The following is a 17,266-nucleotide window of genomic DNA, read 5'->3' as shown; positions in this document are numbered from 1 at the left end:
TATGAATTATGTGGAGAGTTATTACGCAGCGACCGCCAATCCGCATGCGCCCTGGCCGACCTTACAGGAGAGCATTCAGTGCGACGTCTGCATTATTGGCGGCGGTTTCACCGGTCTTTCGGCGGCGCTGCATCTGACCGAGGTGGGCTACGATGTGGTCGTGCTGGAAGCGGCGCGCGTCGGCTTTGGTGCCAGCGGGCGAAACGGCGGTCAGGTGGTGAACTCCTACAGCCGCGACGTGGATGTGATTGAACAACGCTACGGCAAAGAGAGCGCCCGCATGCTGGGCAGCATGATGTTTGAAGGCGCTGAGATTATCCGCGATCGCATTAAGCGGTATGCGATTGACTGCGACTACCGGCCCGGCGGCATTTTTGCAGCGCTGAATGCGAGACAGATGGCGCATCTGCAAAAGCAGAAAACGCGATGGCAGCAGTACGGTAATCATGACCTTGAGTTGCTGGATGAACGCGCTATTCGCCGCGAAGTCGCTACTGAACGTTATGTCGGCGGGCTGCTGGATCGACGTGGCGGCCATCTGCATCCGCTGAACCTGGCGCTGGGAGAAGCAGAAGCAATTCGTCGACATGGTGGACGCATTTATGAGCAGTCCGCAGCGACAGATGTGATTTATGGCACACCTAACCGGGTAAAAACCGCTCAGGGCGAGGTCAGTGCGACGTTTGTGATCTTCGCCGGTAATGCCTATCTCTCACCCCAGCTGGAGCCGCGCCTGAGCAGGAAAAGCATGCCGTGCGGATCGCAGATTGTGGCGACCGAGCCGCTGACACCCGACCAGGCACTGTCGCTGATGCCGAACAATTACTGTGTGGAAGACTGTAACTATCTGCTGGATTACTTCCGTCTGACCGCAGACAACCGGCTGCTCTATGGCGGCGGTGTGGTCTACGGCGCGCGGGAACCGGCTGACATTGAAGCACTGATCCGGCCCAAGCTGCGCCGCACTTTCCCGCAGTTGCAGAACGTGAAGCTGGACTTCAGCTGGAGCGGCAATTTCCTGCTGACACTGTCGCGTATGCCGCAGTTTGGCCGGATGGAGAAGAATGTCTATTTCATGCAGGGCGACAGCGGTCATGGCGTCACCAGTACCCATCTTTCCGGCAAGCTGATCAGCGAAGTATTACGCGGCGATGCCGAGCGGTTTGACGCCTTTGCCCGCCTGCCTCACCTGCCGTTCCCAGGTGGCCGACGCTTTAAGGTGCCGCTGACGGCGATGGGCGCGGTGTGGTATGCATTGAGGGATCGGCTGGGGGTGTAAAACTAAGGGCCAGGCATTACGTCTGGCCAGCCGGATAACGGTCTTTCTGCAGGGCACATTCTGCCCTGCAGAATAAGATAAATAAGTATGTTGTAACTATGAAGATAGCATAACAAAAGCGCTTCAGCGGGGGCGCCCTGCCCCCACATCAACGACAGCCGCCTGTTACTCCAGTGGCATCTTCACCGGATCGTCATAGCGATACTCAAAACCAAGCTCGCTACAGATGCGCGACCCATCAATCAGCTTGCCGCTGTCTTTTACGGCCTCTGGCGCAAATTGCGGCGGCTGCAGACCAAGCTGGCGCGTAACTGCGGGATAGAAGGTGTCACGCGTCGGATGTTTCGGCGCACTGAGGTTGTACACCCGGCCCCCTTTTGGCGACTGCAGCAGCAACGTAATCGCCTCGACCACGTCATCCAGATGCACCAGATTCACGCCCTGCGAACCATTCGCCACATCCTGCTTACCGGCCAGGAATCGTCCCGGATGGCGCTTTGGCCCGACCAGACCGGACAGACGCACAATATCCACGCTGGTTCCCGGCAGATCGTGCAGCCAGCTCTCCAGCTTAACCAGCGTTTTACCGGCTACCGTTTCTGCGGTCAGCGGGCTGTTTTCCCGTTTAATGCCAGAGCTGCCACCATAAACTGACGTTGAACTGGTAAAGATGATGCGTGGCACTTTATACACCAGCGCGGTATCGACCACATTCTGCACCGCCTGCAGATAAGCTTCGCCACCTTCCGCAGTACGGCTGGCAGGTAACGTGACAATCAATGCATCAACGTTAAAGAGTGGCTCGATATCGGCAGCATCACACAGCAGTTCCGGCGTCAGTTCCAGCTGGAACGCCTCAATGCCGCAGCGGCGTGCGGCTTCAACACCGTCTGGGGTGGTTTTGCTGCCGGTGACCTGCCAGCCTCGCACCGTTAACGCCGTGGCCAGCGGCATGCCCAGCCAGCCCAGTCCCACAATAGCGACCTTCTTCATTTTGACTCCTGACGTGAAACATCAACCCTGACTTCAACGTAGTTTGCCCCCGGATTGCAAACCAGAACAACCTGTTTCAGCGTTTTCCGAACCGCCTGTTTAAAAAAGTGTTGCCAAGTGCTGCCATCTTCGCTAGGTTAATCCCCACAAATGAATATGCATTCATCGACGAGATTATTATGACACGCGTTCAGTTTAACCATCACCACCACCATCATCCTGACTAGTCTTTCAGGCGATTGGTGCTGGAAGACTTTCAAGATCTTCCAGTGGTGTGAACGCAAGAGAACCCCCGGAAGATCGTCTTCCGGGGGTTTTTTTATGGGCTGGCGCAACCACACATTCAGGACAGCATTAAGAGGACAGGAACCATGTTAGACAACACCCGTTTACGCATAGCTATGCAGAAATCTGGCCGTTTAAGTGATGATTCACGCGAATTGCTGGCGCGCTGCGGCGTTAAAATCAATCTTCAGCAACAGCGCCTGATTGCGTTTGCGGAGAACATGCCGATCGACATCCTGCGCGTGCGCGATGACGATATCCCTGGCCTGGTGATGGACGGTGTGGTCGATCTCGGCATCATCGGTGAAAACGTGCTGGAAGAAGAGCTGCTCTCGCGTCGTGCTCAGGGCGAAGACCCGCGCTACTTTACGCTGCGTCGCCTGGATTTCGGCGGCTGCCGTCTCTCACTGGCGATGGCGACCGACGCCGAGTACACCGGCCCCGAATGCCTCGATAAATCCCGCATCGCTACCTCCTATCCTCACCTGCTCAAACAGTATCTCGACAAAAAAGGCGTCAGCTTTAAAACCTGTATGCTGAATGGTTCCGTTGAAGTGGCGACCCGCGCCGGTCTGGCGGATGCTATCTGCGATCTGGTCTCCACCGGTGCCACGCTTGAAGCGAATGGCCTGCGTGAAGTTGAAGTCATCTATCGTTCAAAAGCCGTCCTGATCCAGCGCGACGGCGAGATGCCAGCCGCCAAGCAGGAGCTGATCGACAAGATGATGACCCGTATTCAGGGCGTGATTAAAGCGCGTGAATCGAAGTACATCATGCTGCACGCGCCGAGTGAGCGGCTGGAAGAGGTGATCAGCCTGCTGCCTGGCGCTGAGCGTCCAACCGTTCTGCCGCTGGCAGGCGATGTCAGCCGCGTGGCGATGCACATGGTCAGCAGCGAAACCCTGTTCTGGGAAACCATGGAAAAACTGAAAGAGTTGGGTGCCAGTTCAATTCTGGTGCTGCCTATTGAGAAGATGATGGAGTAAGCCATGGCTTTTTCTACCCCGATTGAGTGGCAGCAGTGCACCCCCGAACAGCAGCAGGCGCTGCTGTTGCGTCCTGCCATCGCCGCTTCTGAAAACGTCACACTGACGGTGCGTAACGTGCTGGAGCAGGTAAAGCTGAACGGCGATGATGCGCTGCGCGAGTTCAGCGCCCGCTTCGACAAGGCGCAGGTTGAAAATCTGCGTGTGACGCCGCAGCAAATCGCAGACGCCAGCGCCCGGCTAAGTGACGAGCTGAAGCAGGCGATGGCCGTCGCGGTGGGCAATATCGAAACCTTCCACAACGCGCAGATTCTGCCGCCAGTGGATGTGGAAACCCAGCCCGGCGTGCGCTGCCAGCAGATCACCCGTCCGGTGAAATCGGTCGGGCTCTACATTCCTGGTGGTTCCGCCCCGCTGTTCTCAACCGTGCTGATGCTGGCGACGCCTGCAGGCATCGCTGGTTGTGGCCGCGTGGTGCTCTGTTCACCCCCGCCGATTGCCGATGAGATCCTCTATGCCGCGCAGCTGTGTGGTGTAGAAGAGGTGTTCCAGGTGGGCGGTGCGCAGGCTATTGCCGCGCTGGCCTTTGGCACCGAAACCGTGCCACGCGTGGACAAGATTTTTGGTCCGGGCAACGCCTGGGTGACCGAAGCGAAACGTCAGGTGAGTCAGCGACTCGATGGCGCGGCGATTGATATGCCTGCCGGGCCGTCAGAAGTGCTGGTGATTGCCGATGAAGGTGCCACGCCTGCGTTTGTCGCGTCCGATCTGCTTTCACAGGCCGAGCACGGTCCCGACTCGCAGGTGATTCTGCTGACGCCTTCACTGACGCTGGCAGAGGCGGTTGCGGACGAGGTTGAACAGCAGCTGGCGCAGCTGCCGCGTGCTGCCACGGCGCGTCAGGCGCTGGAGAGCAGCCGCCTGATCGTGGCGCGCGACCTTGAGCAATGCGTTGAAATTTCCAATCTTTACGGCCCGGAGCACCTGATTCTGCAGACCCGTCAGCCGCGCGATCTGGTGGAGTTGATCACCAGCGCCGGTTCAGTCTTCTTAGGTGACTGGTCGCCGGAGTCCGCGGGCGATTACGCCTCGGGCACCAATCACGTATTACCGACCTACGGTTATACCGCTACCTGTTCCAGCCTGGGCCTGGCCGATTTCCAGAAACGCATGACGGTGCAGGAGCTGACGCCGCAGGGCTTCCTGAATCTGGCCGCCACGATTGAAACCCTGGCCGCCGCAGAGCAGCTGGATGCCCACAAAAATGCCGTTACCCTGCGCGTTGCCGCACTGAAGGAGCAAGCATGAGTCAGGATATTGAGCAGCTGGCGCGTGCTAATGTGCGCGCCCTGACGCCCTATATGTCGGCGCGTCGTCTGGGTGGCAACGGTGATGTCTGGCTCAATGCCAACGAATTCCCGCTGCCGGTGCCGTTTGAGCTGTCTCAGCAGACGCTGAACCGTTATCCGGAATGTCAGCCTAAAGTGGTGATTGAGCGCTACGCCGCGTACGCGGGCTTAACGCCGGATCAGGTGCTGGTCAGCCGTGGCGCGGATGAAGCCATCGAACTGGTCATGCGCGCCTTTTGTGAGCCGGGGCAGGATGCCATTCTGTTCTGCCCGCCGACCTATGGCATGTACAGCGTCAGCGCCGAAACCATCGGCATTGACTACCGCATCGCGCCTGCGCTGACCGACTGGCAGCTGAATCTGCCTGCTATCGCGGAACAGCTGGATGGCGTCAAAGTCGTTTATCTTTGCAGCCCGAACAACCCGACCGGCAACCTGATCGATCAGGATGACATCCGTCAGCTGCTGGCGATGACCGCCGGTAAAGCGCTGGTCGTAGCCGATGAAGCCTATATTGAGTTCTGCCCGCAGGCGACGCTGACCGGCTGGCTGAAAGATTATCCGCATCTGGTGATCCTGCGTACCCTTTCTAAAGCCTTTGCGCTGGCGGGCCTGCGTTGTGGCTTTGCGCTGGCGAATAAGCCGGTGATCGACCTGCTGATGAAGGTGATTGCGCCCTACCCGCTGGCGACACCGGTTGCCGACGTCGCCGGACAGGCGCTGAGTGAGCAAGGCATTGCGCTGATGCGCGAACATGTGGTCCAGCTGAACGACAATCGCAGCTGGCTGCTGGCTGAACTGGCGCAGCTGGCCTGCGTTGAGCAGGTGTTCCCCAGCGAAACCAACTATGTGCTGGCGCGCTTTACCGATTCTCCAAAAGTCTTCAAAACCTTATGGGATCAGGGCATTATCCTGCGTGATCAGAACAAAAATCCGGGCCTGTCGGGATGCCTGCGCATCTCCATCGGCACGCGTGAAGAGTGCGAACGAGCCATCGCCGCGCTGCAAGCCTTTTCTCTGGAGCAAGCATGAGTCAGAAGACCCTTTTTATTGATCGCGACGGTACGTTAATCTCTGAGCCGCCTGAGGATTATCAGGTGGATCGTATGGATAAGCTGGCGTTTGAGCCAGACGTTATCCCGGCGCTGCTGGCGCTGCAGGCCGCCGGTTATCGCCTGGTGATGATCACCAACCAGGATGGTCTTGGCACCGCCAGTTTCCCGCAGGCGGATTTCGATGGTCCACACAATCTGATGATGCAGGTCCTGACCTCACAGGGCATTGCGTTTGACGATGTGCTGATTTGCCCGCACATGCCGGACGATCACTGCGACTGCCGCAAGCCGAAAACCAAAATGGTGCAGGCCTGGCTGGCCGAAGGCGCGCTGGACGCTGCCAACAGTTATGTGATTGGCGATCGTCTGACCGACGTGCAGCTGGCGGAGAACATGGGCATTCAGCCTATCCGCTACGGCGCTGACGGCGAGAACTGGCAGACCATTCAGCAGCGTCTGACCCAGCGTGATCGTCATGCGCTGGTGCAGCGTAACACTAAAGAGACGCAGGTTCGGGTCGAACTGTGGCTGGACCGCGAAGGCGGCAGCAAGATAAATACCGGCGTGGGTTTCTTCGATCATATGCTGGACCAGATTGCGGTGCACGGCGGCTTCCGCATGAACATCGAAGTGAAAGGCGATCTCTACATTGACGATCACCACACGGTGGAAGATACCGGTCTGGCACTGGGAGAAGCCTTGCTGAAAGCGCTGGGCGACAAACGCGGCATTGGTCGTTTTGGCTTTGTGCTGCCGATGGATGAATGCCTGGCGCGTTGCGCGCTGGATATCTCCGGTCGTCCGCACATCGAGTTCAAAGCAGAGTTCAACTATCAGCGCGTCGGCGACCTCAGCACTGAAATGGTCGAGCACTTCTTCAGCTCGCTCTCTTACGCCATGATGAGCACGCTGCATCTGAAAACCAAAGGCAAGAACGACCATCACCGCGTCGAGAGCCTGTTTAAAGCCTTTGGCCGTACGCTGCGTCAGGCGATCCGCGTTGAAGGTAATACCCTGCCGAGCTCGAAGGGAGTGCTGTGATGAACGTGGTGATCATGGATACCGGTTGCGCCAACCTCTCGTCGGTGAAATGGGCGATTGAACGTCTGGGCTATACCCCGGAAGTGAGCCGCGATTCCGATGTGGTGCTGCACGCCGACAAACTGTTTCTGCCTGGCGTGGGCACCGCGCAGGCTGCAATGAATCAGCTGGAAGAGCGTGACCTGATCGATCTGGTGAAAGCCTGTACTCAGCCGGTGCTGGGCATCTGTCTGGGTATGCAGCTGCTGGGACGCGGCAGCGATGAAAACGGCGGCGTGCCGACGCTGGGCATTATCGATGAGCCGGTGTCACGCATGGACACCCACGGCCTGCCGCTGCCGCATATGGGCTGGAACCAGATTACCGCGCAGGCGGGCAATCATCTGTTCCGCGGCATTGATGAAGGATCGTATTTCTACTTCGTCCACAGCTATGCCATGCCGGTCAACGCCAGCACCATCGCTCAGTGTCACTACGGTGAAGCCTTCACCGCCGCGGTGCAGAAAGATAACTTCTTCGGCGTCCAGTTCCATCCGGAACGCTCGGGCAAAGCGGGCGCGCAGTTGCTGAAAAACTTCCTGGAGATGTAATGATTATCCCCGCGTTAGATTTAATCGACGGCAAAGTGGTTCGTCTGCATCAGGGCGATTATGGCCAGCAGCGTGATTACGGCAGCGATCCGCTGCCGCGTCTGCAGGATTACGTAAGCCAGGGCGCGACCGTGTTGCATCTGGTGGATTTAACCGGCGCGAAAGACCCGGCAAAACGCCAGATTGCGCTGCTGAAAACCCTGCTGGATGGCGTTGATGTGACGGTGCAGGTCGGTGGCGGCATTCGAAGCCGTGACGACGTTTGCGCACTGCTTGAAGCGGGTGCGAGTCGTGTGGTGGTCGGTTCGACTGCTGTGAAAGAGCCTGAAGAGGTCAAACGGTGGTTCGCGGAGTTTGGCGCAGAGGCGATTGTGCTGGCGTTAGATGTGCGCATTGATGCCAGTAACCGCAAAGAAGTGGCGATCAGTGGCTGGCAGGAAGCGGCGGGCGTCACCCTGGAAGAGGTGATTACCGATTTTCAGCAGGTGGGCCTGAAACACGTGCTGTGCACCGATATTTCCCGCGACGGTACCCTGAGCGGTTCCAACGTCGCGCTCTATCAGGAAGTGACGGCACGCTTCCCGACGATTGCTTTCCAGTCCTCGGGTGGCATCGGCGACCTCAATGATATCGCCGCACTGCGCGGCAGCGGTGTTCAGGGCGTGATTGTCGGACGTGCGCTGCTGGAAGATAAATTCACAGTTTCGGAGGCGATCTCATGCTGGCAAAACGGATAATTCCCTGCCTGGACGTACGTGACGGCCAGGTCGTCAAAGGCGTACAGTTTCGTAATCACGAGATCATCGGCGATATCGTGCCGCTGGCGCAGCGCTACGCCGCTGAAGGTGCCGACGAACTGGTCTTCTATGACATCACCGCCTCATCTGATGGCCGGGTCGTCGACAAAAGCTGGGTGTCGCGCGTCGCGGAAGTGATCGATATCCCGTTCTGCGTCGCGGGCGGCATTAAAACCCCGGAAGATGCGGCGCGTATTCTTGAGTTTGGTGCGGATAAGATCTCCATTAACTCCCCGGCGCTGGCTGATCCCACGCTCATCACCCGCCTCGCGGACCGGTTTGGCGTGCAGTGTATTGTGGTCGGCATCGATACCTGGTTTGACGAAGCCAGCGGCAAGTATCAGGTGAATCAGTACACCGGTGACGAAGCACGTACCCGCGTAACACAGTGGGAAACGCTGGAGTGGGTGCAGGAAGTGCAGAAGCTGGGCGCAGGCGAGATCGTCCTGAATATGATGAATCAGGATGGCGTGCGTAACGGCTATGACCTGGTGCAGCTGAAGAAAATGCGTGAAGTCTGCAACGTGCCCCTGATCGCCTCTGGCGGCGCAGGCACCATGCAGCACTTCCTGGAGGCGTTTACCGAGGCTAACGTCGATGGCGCCTTAGCCGCCTCGGTATTCCATAAGCAGATGATTAATATTGGTGAGCTGAAGAGCTTTCTGATCGACAACGGAGTGGAGATTCGCGCGTGCTAACTCAACAACAACAGGCTCTTCTCGACTGGGACAAAACAGAGGGCATGATGCCGGTCATCGTTCAGCACAACGTCTCAGGCGAAGTCCTGATGCATGGCTACATGAACCCGGAGGCGCTGGAAAAAACCCTTGCAGAAGGCAATGTCACCTTTTTCTCGCGCACCAAAAACCGCTTGTGGACCAAAGGCGAAACGTCCGGCAACTTTCTGCAGGTAGTGAGCATTACGCCTGACTGCGACAATGACACGCTGCTGGTGCTGGCGAATCCGATTGGCCCGACCTGCCATCTGGGCACCACCAGCTGCTTCTCGCCGGCCGTGCCTGAGTGGACCTTCCTCTATCAGCTGGAACAGCTGCTGGCGTCGCGTAAAACGGCCGACCCTGACAGCTCTTACACGGCACGACTCTACGCCAGCGGCACCAAGCGCATCGCACAGAAAGTGGGCGAAGAAGGGGTTGAGACCGCGCTGGCGGCGACCGTCAACGATCGGGATGAACTGACCAATGAAGCGTCAGATCTGGTCTATCACCTTATGGTACTGTTGCAGGATCAGGATCTCGACTTCAGTGCCGTGATCAATAACCTGCGCGCCCGTCATAAGTAATTGTGCAACATGCTGCTCAGAATTTCGTTTTTATGCGGATTCTGAGCAGAATCCTTCTCAAACTTCATCCCAATCCCGCACAGTAACGGCGACTCAAACCTCAGGGAGAGAAGCGTGACCACCCATGAAAGATTAATCGCCCTGCTCGACCAGCACCAGGCACGCTATCGCCTGATGGAACATGAGGCCACCGGTAAATGTGAAGCGGTCGCGGCAATTCGCGGCACCGAAATCGGCCAGGGCGCGAAAGCGCTGGTCTGTCACGTCAAAGGCAACGGCGTTAAGCAGCATGTGCTGGCGGTGCTACCGGCCGATCGGCAGGCCGATTTGGGCAAAGTCGCCGCAGCAGTCGGTGGACGACGCGCCTCACTCGCCAGCCCGGCGGAGACCGACCTGCTGACCGGCTGCGTATTCGGTGCGATCCCGCCGTTCAGCTTTCATCCCGACCTCAGACTGGTGGTGGATCCCGCGTTGTTTAAACGTTATCCGGAAATCGCATTTAACGCCGGGTTGCTGGAGCGCTCAGTGATCCTGAACACCGAAGATTATCGGGCGCTGTGTAAGGCTGACGTGATAGAGATAACGCAGTAATTGCCATCCCGGCTGCCCGGCGATACTCTGCATAATCACTCATCACGACAGAATAAGAGCAAAATCATGAACATTTTCACTCAACGCCTGCGTCAGACGCTGGCTGTGGCGGTTATGGCAGGCTGCGCGTTTGCAGCTCAGGCGAAAATTGAACAGGTGCGTTTCGCAGTCGATCCGACTTATCCGCCGTTTGAATCGAAAACGCCACAGGGCAAGCTGGTCGGCTTTGATATCGACCTGGGCAATGCGCTCTGCACGCAGATGCAGGCGAAATGCGTCTGGGTTGAAAGCCAGTTTGACGGCATGATCCCGGCGCTGAAAGCGCGTAAGTTTGATGCCATTCTGTCTGACATGGGCATTACCGAAGAGCGCCTGAAGCAGATCGACTTTACCGTGCCGCTATATGACACCCACACCCAGCTGGTTGCCCGTAAAGGCGCGGGCGTGCTGCCCACCGTTGAGTCTCTGAAAGGGAAAACGGTTGGCGTGGAACAGGGAACGGTTCAGGAACGTTATGCGCTGGCGAAATGGCAGCCCTACGGTGTGACCGTGGTGCCTTATGGCGATCAGGCCCAGGTTGAAAGCGATCTGGTTTCAGGCCGGCTGGATGCCGTCTTTACCGACGCGGCACAGGCAGCGATTGGCTTCCTGAAGCATCCGCAGGGCAAAGATTTTGAACTGGCAGGCCCGATTATTCAGGATCCGATTATTGGCCCCGGCACGGCTATTGGCCTGCGCAAAGGCGATACCGAACTGAAAACGGCGCTGGATAATGCCTTTGCCGAAATCAAAAAGAACGGCACCTTTGACCAGATTCAGAAGCGCTACTTCGCCACGGATATCTCTATCCAGCAGTAACCTCGCGGTCGCCCTTTTTCGTCCTCACCGCGATCCGGCACTATACTCTAACTTTTTCAGGACGGCGCGCTGTCGTCCTTTGCCGATTAAAGGACATTAACACGGTATGCATCAACAACATCATCCACTGTTAAGCGCCTCTTTAGGCACCCAGCGTGAAATCATCAGTTTCCATTTTGCTGAGGACAATGAACGTCAGGTTTACATTCAGGCTGCGCTGCATGGCGACGAGCTACCCGGCATGGCGGTTGCGTGGTATCTAAAGCAGCGGTTGCAGGCGCTGGAGTCCGCGGGACAGCTTAAAGCTGCATTTACCCTGGTGCCGGTGGCTAATCCGCTGGCACTGGGACAGCATTGGCACGGCACCCATCTGGGCCGTTTTCATACGCTTTCCGGTCAGGACTTCAACCGCCGTTTTCCGTCACTGGGCAATACTCTGGCAGCCGGACTGGCTGAGAGTCTGACCCAAAGTGAGTCACAGAACAGGAACCTGATCCGCGATGCGATTGATCGTCATTATCGCGATACCGTGCCAAAGACCGAGCTGGATGCGCAGCGCTATACGCTGATGCGGATGGCCAGTCAGGCCGATCTGATGATTGACCTGCACTGTGACTGGGAAGCTGTACCGCATCTCTACACCACGCCTCATGCCTGGCCGGACATTGAGCCGCTGGCGCGCTGGTTAGGCAGTGAAGTGCAGCTGCTGGCGCAGATCTCCGGTGGTGAACCCTTTGACGAAGCCTGTTGCGAACCCTGGCTGACGCTGGCAGAACGATTTGGCAAGGATTACCCGATGCCGCGCGGATTGCTGCCGGTGACGCTGGAGCTACGTGGCGTCCGTGATGTGTCGCCTGAACAGGCGCAGAAAGATGCAGATGCGATTATTTCGGCGCTGCAGGAAGGCGGTTACATCGGCTACAGCGAGCCGTCGATTTCAGTAGAGGTGGCCGCGCCCGTTATCGGTGGTGATGAACTGGTTCCTGCCAACGCGGGCGGGGATGATGTTGTGGCAATCAATGACGGGCCGATTGGCTTGACCGTGCCTGAGGTGGCTGAAGCACCGGGAGAAGCAGGTGTGATTAAAGAACGTCACAGCGAGGGAATGGCGACGGCCTCCCCTGCCCTGAAAAACCCCGCTACGCCGTTATCCGGCTGTGAATACATTCATTCGCCGGTATCAGGGCTGATCCTGCACCGTAAACCGCTCGGTGCCCAGATTCGCCCGGGAGAAGTGGTGGCTGAGATTATTGATCCGATTACGGACCACATCACCCCACTGGTGGCGGAGTATGGCGGAATTCTCTATGCAAGGCACTGGGTAAGGTTTGCGACGGCAGGCATGCTGGTTGTGCGGCTGGCGGGAGATCGGGAGATTCGGAGCGGGGATTTACTGGTGGTGTAAAAAAAGGGCTTCCCGAAAGAAGCCCTGTTCAGTGATTAATCTAACCACTCGGTGTGGAACACACCGTCTTTATCAATACGCTTGTAAGTATGCGCACCGAAGTAGTCACGCTGCGCCTGAATCAGGTTAGCAGGCAGCACTTCTGAACGGTAGCTGTCGTAGTAAGCGATCGCCGCAGAGAAAGTTGGCGTCGGGATACCGTTCTGAATCGCGTAAGAAACCACATCACGCAGCGCCTGCTGATACTGATCTGCGATATCTTTGAAGTACGGAGCCAGCAACAGGTTAGCGATGCCTGCATCGGCTTCATAAGCATCAGTAATCTTCTGCAGGAACTGGGCACGGATGATGCAGCCAGCACGGAAGATCTTCGCAATTTCCCCGTAGTGTAGATCCCAGTTGTTCTCTTCTGACGCAGCACGCAACTGTGAGAAGCCCTGCGCATAAGAGACAATTTTACCCAGATAAAGCGCGCGACGAACTTTCTCGATGAACTCCGCTTTGTCACCCGTAAAAGCTTTAGCCTGTGGACCGCTCAGTACTTTAGAGGCCGCAACACGCTGGGTTTTCAGCGAGGAAAGGTAACGGGCGAAGACAGACTCAGTGATCAGTGACAGAGGTTCACCCAGATCCAGAGAGCTCTGGCTGGTCCATTTACCGGTGCCTTTGTTAGCCGCTTCATCCAGAATGACATCAACCAGGTATTTACCTTCTTCATCTTTCTTAGTGAAGATATCTTTGGTGATGTCGATCAGATAGCTGCTCAGCTCGCCGTTGTTCCAGTCGGTAAAGGTTTCAGCCAGCTCTTCGTTGTTCAGACCCAGCGCGCCTTTCAGCAGCGCATAGGCTTCTGCGATCAGCTGCATGTCGCCATACTCGATACCGTTGTGAACCATCTTCACATAGTGGCCAGCGCCATTCGGACCGATGTAAGCCACACAGGCTTCGCCATCTTCCGCACGTGCTGCAATCTTATCCAGAATCGGTGCAACCAGCTCGTAGGCTTCTTTCTGACCGCCGGGCATGATAGATGGGCCTTTCAGTGCGCCCTCTTCACCGCCGGAAACGCCGGTACCGATGAAGTTGAAGCCCTGGTCAGACAGCTCTTTGTTACGACGAATGGTGTCTTTGTAGAAGGTATTACCGCCATCAATCAGAATGTCGCCTTTATCCAGATGTGGAGTCAGTGAGGCGATAGTCTTGTCGGTCGCTTCACCCGCCTGAACCATCAGCAGGATACGACGAGGTTTTTCCAGCGATTCGACAAACTCTTCAACGGTGTAAAAAGGAGCAAGCTTCTTGCCCTGGTTCTCGGCGATGACTTCGTCAGTCTTTTCGCGTGAACGGTTGAAGATTGAAACAGTGTAACCGCGGCTCTCGATGTTAAGAGCCAGGTTGCGGCCCATCACTGCCATACCTACAACGCCGATCTGTTGCTTGGACATTACATACTCCTGTCTGTGGTCTCGCATGGTGTTACCCGTAACACCAGTTAGTAAGTGATCAGTATGTTAACTCAGGATAGCGGATTAAAGGTAATGAATGGTGCGGTCGCGCATATGAAATTATCTGAAAATAAATCACACGCTTAACAAGGATTTATAAAGCTTTGTATAGCTTTGAATCATTTTATCTGCCGTAAAAAGCGATTCAAAGCGCGCCAGCGCAGCGGCACCGTAGGTCATGGCCAGGTCGGGATTCTGCCATATTTCATCCATCGCCTTTCTTAATGCTACAGGATCGGATGGCGGGACGACTAAGCCGGTGACGCGATCGATATTGATAAAGGTTGTTCCGGTTCCAATCTCACTGGAGATCAGCGGTTTCGAATAGAGTGCACCCTCAAGCAAAGAGATGCCGAAAGCCTCGGAACGTAAATGAGATGGAAAAACCAGACAGGTACATAACTGCAGCAAGGCAGATTTTTCACTATCCTCCAGCGCACCCAGGAAATGGATATTGTCCACACCAAGTTGCTGTGCCTGCGCTTTCAGCTCAGCCTCAATCGGTCCTGCACCCACTACGACGATGGGATAACGGCTGTTTCTTGCCGCCTCAATTAAGATATGCAGACCTTTGTAGTAACGAAACGTCCCAATAAACAGGAAGAAGCCATCCGGAAATCTTGTCTGCCATTTTTGTAAAACGACAGGATCATTATTTTGATAAAACTGTTTATCAAGACCGTAAGGAATAACCTCAACTTTCTCTTTGAATTGCTGCAATACCGGGCTGCTTTCAACATAGTTTGGTGATGCGGCAACAATCCGATTAACACTTGAAAGAAAGCGATTCATTAATGGCGTATAGAGCTTTAAAAGCACCTTCTGCTTCACGATATCAGAATGATAACTCACTACGGATGGCTTGTTGATGCCAGCGGCAAAATGCATAAAGTCCATGAAGGGATACGGGAAGTGATAATGGATAATATCCGCATTCTGGGCTAGTTCCCTGAATTCTTGTATGGCTGAATAAGAGAATGGCGTTGAGGCAAACTCACACTGCGTTTTTACCCGATGAATCTGATGGTTATCCAGCCTGTTTTTTTTATTTTCGAATTGGGGACTATGAGTAAAAACTACAGACTCAATGCCTGATTTAAAACCACCCTCTGCAAGCTGATAAATAACCTGTTCGATGCCACCAAAAGTATCAGGATAGTAGGTTTTGTAACAGTGTAGAACTTTAATCATAAATTTTTTGCGACCTGCTCATAAGCTTCAATGGTTTTATCCGCACACAGTGACCATGAAAATTCGCGGGCACGCGCCAGTCCCGTATTAATCATACGGTGCTTTTCATCAGCGTTTTCAATCATCATATGGATATAAGTCGTCAAAGCAACAATGTCATCAGGTTCATGCATTAATGCTGCATCTCCAGCCACTTCGGGAAGCGAGGTTGCATTTGAGCAAATCACAGGCGTTCCTGATGCCATTGCTTCAAGTACCGGCAAGCCGAAACCCTCATAGATTGAAGGGAATAAAAAACTTGTCGCAGCACTGAATAAAAATGGCAGATCCTTACCGGGAACAAAACCTAAATATTTTAGCCACCCCTCTCTCTCGCCCTTGTCAAAGAGCCTGAAGAGCTGTTCATTCTCCCAACCTTTATAACCACTAATGACTAATGGGAAGGCAGATTTTTCATGGGCGGGCAGACGATCATACGCCTGAAGCAGTGTCAGTATATTCTTTCTTGGTTCAATCGTGCCGGTATACAGAAAGAAACGTCGCCATTTAAGATTGTATTTTTCAAGAAACTGTTGTGTTTCTGCTTCATCACGGGGATGAAAATCTTCATTACAGGCCAGAGGTGCTACGGCAATCTTATTATCTTCAATATCAAAGAAATTCATTAACTCATTCTTTGTGTAATAAGAGTCAGTAATCAACATCGACGCACGCGAAACGGTATTCCTTAACTCTTTTTGCATCAGATGAACACGGCCAGCCGGATGGAACTGTGGCCAGTGGAATACTGACAGGTCATGAAAGGTGGCAATACAATGTTTCACGTGAGGAGGTAGATAATAGTTTGGGCTATGAAATATATGATTCTTAAAATTCCTCAACGCCATCATTTTCATTACCGGAAAAGTCAGGCGATATATTTCACTTACTGTTTTGCTTCTTTGTAACTTACGTTTTAAAGATTGAACCGATTGAGCAGACTCACTCGCAACTGCCAGTGAGTCGCGAGTCTTCGTGCCATGAAGAAACGTCAGCGCGACGTTTTCTCTTTCCTGAAGCTGTTTAGCAAGCTCAAACGCATAACGGCCAATACCAGTTAAAGGATATTTAATACAGTCCGTAGAGTAAACGACGTTTATTGCTTTGCTTCCAGCATCCATTTCAGGGTATCTCTAAGAGGAATTTTAGACGAATTCTCACCGATTAAGCTACTGAGCAAAGTAATATCGCCACAAAGTTCTTTAATTTCATTAGGGCGCACAAAATCAGGATTAACTTCAATCCTGACATCATGGCCTGTCAGGGATTGGCAAAGATCAACGACTTCCCTCAATGAATGTATTTTACCTGAAGCGACATTGACAGTCTGACCAGATGAACGGGAATGAAGTAACGCTGAGTAGCTTTTAACGACGTCACGCACGTCGGAAAAATCACGCCATACATCTATGTTGCCCAGCTCGATGACATCTTTTTTCTCACGAAAATGTTTGACGATTTTCGGGATCAGGAAATTATCTGCCTGACCGGCGCCAGTGTAATTGAATGGCCGGGTAATAATAATCGGCAATTTTCCATAAAACAGACTGGTCATGTACTCCATGGCCAGCTTGCTTACCGCATAGTCATTTGCAGGTCTGGCAGGAACCGACTCTGCTAATTTTCCCGGTGTGTTATTACCGTAAACATTAGCACTGCTGGCGATCAAAATTGCTTCCGGCATTTTTGCTGATTCGCAAAGCGCCTGTAACAGATTACGCGTACCACAAAGGTTTACATTGTAGAACGCATTCGGGTCAGCATGACCAACAAAAGCAATGGCTGCAAGATGAACAACAACGTCAGGCTGAATGCTGTCTACAGCGTTTTTTACCTGTGCTGCATTGGTAAGATCAACCTGAACATAGTGTGAGGAATTCTGGGCGGGAGTTGAACCGAAACCATAAACTTCATATCCGGCAGCGGATAAATCCGCTGCCATATATTGGCCGGTAAAGCCCTTGATCCCAGTGATCAATGCTTTTTTGCCATTAGTCAT

Annotated in this window: 18 protein-coding genes and 1 other annotated feature; of the genes, 13 read left to right on the top strand and 5 right to left on the bottom strand. The window is 54.5% G+C overall.

Annotated features, from left to right (window positions below):
- Window position 1 precedes the first annotated feature (1 nt).
- Window positions 2–1,279, top strand: a complete 1,278-nt coding sequence (locus QSK07_RS02380; protein ID WP_098052878.1) for an NAD(P)/FAD-dependent oxidoreductase — start codon at window positions 2–4, stop codon at window positions 1,277–1,279.
- Window positions 1,280–1,444: 165 nt separating this feature from the next.
- On the opposite strand, the gene QSK07_RS02375 is transcribed toward QSK07_RS02380, so the two are convergent.
- Window positions 1,445–2,272 carry an SDR family oxidoreductase gene (locus QSK07_RS02375; protein ID WP_285720340.1) on the bottom strand — a complete coding sequence of 276 codons (828 nt, stop codon included), beginning with the start codon at window positions 2,270–2,272 and terminating at the stop codon, window positions 1,445–1,447.
- A 179-nt stretch (window positions 2,273–2,451) separates the two neighbouring features.
- Here QSK07_RS02375 and hisL point away from each other — a divergent pair, with 179 nt between their 5' ends.
- From hisL to QSK07_RS02315, 12 genes are all read left to right on the top strand, one after another.
- Window positions 2,452–2,499, top strand: coding sequence for a his operon leader peptide (gene hisL, locus QSK07_RS02370; RefSeq protein WP_100396937.1), 48 nt, complete (start codon window positions 2,452–2,454; stop codon window positions 2,497–2,499).
- Window positions 2,475–2,595, top strand: a sequence feature (His leader region). Its footprint overlaps the gene before it by 25 nt.
- Window positions 2,596–2,643: 48 nt before the next feature.
- Window positions 2,644–3,543 (top strand): ATP phosphoribosyltransferase, encoded by a 900-nt coding sequence (hisG, locus tag QSK07_RS02365; protein ID WP_098052877.1) that lies wholly within the window; start codon window positions 2,644–2,646, stop codon window positions 3,541–3,543.
- 3 nt (window positions 3,544–3,546) lie between these two features.
- Entirely contained in the window at window positions 3,547–4,851 is a 1,305-nt protein-coding gene (gene hisD / locus QSK07_RS02360) for a histidinol dehydrogenase (RefSeq protein ID WP_285720339.1), read from the top strand.
- A complete protein-coding gene (gene hisC, locus QSK07_RS02355) occupies window positions 4,848–5,924 on the top strand; it encodes a histidinol-phosphate transaminase (RefSeq protein ID WP_285720338.1) in 1,077 nt (358 codons plus the stop codon). The genes hisD and hisC overlap by 4 nt, the downstream gene beginning before the upstream one ends.
- Window positions 5,921–6,988: a bifunctional histidinol-phosphatase/imidazoleglycerol-phosphate dehydratase HisB gene (gene hisB / locus QSK07_RS02350; protein WP_285720337.1), complete on the top strand. Its 1,068-nt coding sequence runs from the start codon at window positions 5,921–5,923 to the stop codon at window positions 6,986–6,988. Before hisC ends, hisB begins: the two co-directional genes overlap by 4 nt.
- On the top strand, window positions 6,988–7,578 hold the full coding sequence (hisH, locus tag QSK07_RS02345; RefSeq protein ID WP_098052873.1) for an imidazole glycerol phosphate synthase subunit HisH: 591 nt from the start codon (window positions 6,988–6,990) through the stop codon (window positions 7,576–7,578). Before hisB ends, hisH begins: the two co-directional genes overlap by 1 nt.
- Window positions 7,578–8,315, top strand: a complete 738-nt coding sequence (gene hisA, locus QSK07_RS02340; protein WP_285720336.1) for a 1-(5-phosphoribosyl)-5-[(5-phosphoribosylamino)methylideneamino]imidazole-4-carboxamide isomerase — start codon at window positions 7,578–7,580, stop codon at window positions 8,313–8,315. The genes hisH and hisA overlap by 1 nt, the downstream gene beginning before the upstream one ends.
- The gene (gene hisF, locus QSK07_RS02335) at window positions 8,297–9,073 is read left to right on the top strand and encodes an imidazole glycerol phosphate synthase subunit HisF (protein ID WP_285720335.1); all 777 of its coding nucleotides are present in this window, start codon (window positions 8,297–8,299) and stop codon (window positions 9,071–9,073) included. The genes hisA and hisF overlap by 19 nt, the downstream gene beginning before the upstream one ends.
- Entirely contained in the window at window positions 9,067–9,678 is a 612-nt protein-coding gene (hisIE, locus tag QSK07_RS02330; RefSeq protein WP_275220803.1) for a bifunctional phosphoribosyl-AMP cyclohydrolase/phosphoribosyl-ATP diphosphatase HisIE, read from the top strand. The genes hisF and hisIE overlap by 7 nt, the downstream gene beginning before the upstream one ends.
- Before the next feature lie 114 nt (window positions 9,679–9,792).
- Window positions 9,793–10,269: a YbaK/prolyl-tRNA synthetase associated domain-containing protein gene (locus QSK07_RS02325; protein ID WP_285720334.1), complete on the top strand. Its 477-nt coding sequence runs from the start codon at window positions 9,793–9,795 to the stop codon at window positions 10,267–10,269.
- Window positions 10,270–10,335: 66 nt separating this feature from the next.
- The gene (locus QSK07_RS02320; protein WP_285720333.1) at window positions 10,336–11,127 is read left to right on the top strand and encodes an ABC transporter substrate-binding protein; all 792 of its coding nucleotides are present in this window, start codon (window positions 10,336–10,338) and stop codon (window positions 11,125–11,127) included.
- A gap of 106 nt (window positions 11,128–11,233) precedes the next feature.
- A complete protein-coding gene (locus QSK07_RS02315; RefSeq protein WP_275220809.1) occupies window positions 11,234–12,532 on the top strand; it encodes a succinylglutamate desuccinylase/aspartoacylase family protein in 1,299 nt (432 codons plus the stop codon).
- 35 nt (window positions 12,533–12,567) lie between these two features.
- On the opposite strand, the gene gnd is transcribed toward QSK07_RS02315, so the two are convergent.
- From gnd to QSK07_RS02295, 4 genes are all read right to left on the bottom strand, one after another.
- Window positions 12,568–13,977 (bottom strand): NADP-dependent phosphogluconate dehydrogenase, encoded by a 1,410-nt coding sequence (gene gnd, locus QSK07_RS02310; protein WP_013358445.1) that lies wholly within the window; start codon window positions 13,975–13,977, stop codon window positions 12,568–12,570.
- A 135-nt stretch (window positions 13,978–14,112) separates the two neighbouring features.
- Entirely contained in the window at window positions 14,113–15,228 is a 1,116-nt protein-coding gene (locus QSK07_RS02305) for a glycosyltransferase family 4 protein (RefSeq protein ID WP_285720332.1), read from the bottom strand.
- A complete protein-coding gene (locus QSK07_RS02300; RefSeq protein WP_285720331.1) occupies window positions 15,225–16,388 on the bottom strand; it encodes a glycosyltransferase family 4 protein in 1,164 nt (387 codons plus the stop codon). The genes QSK07_RS02305 and QSK07_RS02300 overlap by 4 nt, the downstream gene beginning before the upstream one ends.
- Window positions 16,364–17,266 (bottom strand): GDP-mannose 4,6-dehydratase, encoded by a 903-nt coding sequence (locus tag QSK07_RS02295; RefSeq protein WP_285720330.1) that lies wholly within the window; start codon window positions 17,264–17,266, stop codon window positions 16,364–16,366. Before QSK07_RS02295 ends, QSK07_RS02300 begins: the two co-directional genes overlap by 25 nt.

Origin of the sequence: Pantoea sp. QMID4, assembly GCF_030270445.1 — a bacterium.
GTDB lineage: Bacteria > Pseudomonadota > Gammaproteobacteria > Enterobacterales > Enterobacteriaceae > Pantoea > Pantoea vagans.
The sequence above is the reverse complement of the archived record's forward strand: the minus strand, read 5'-3'. Positions and strand labels throughout refer to the sequence as shown.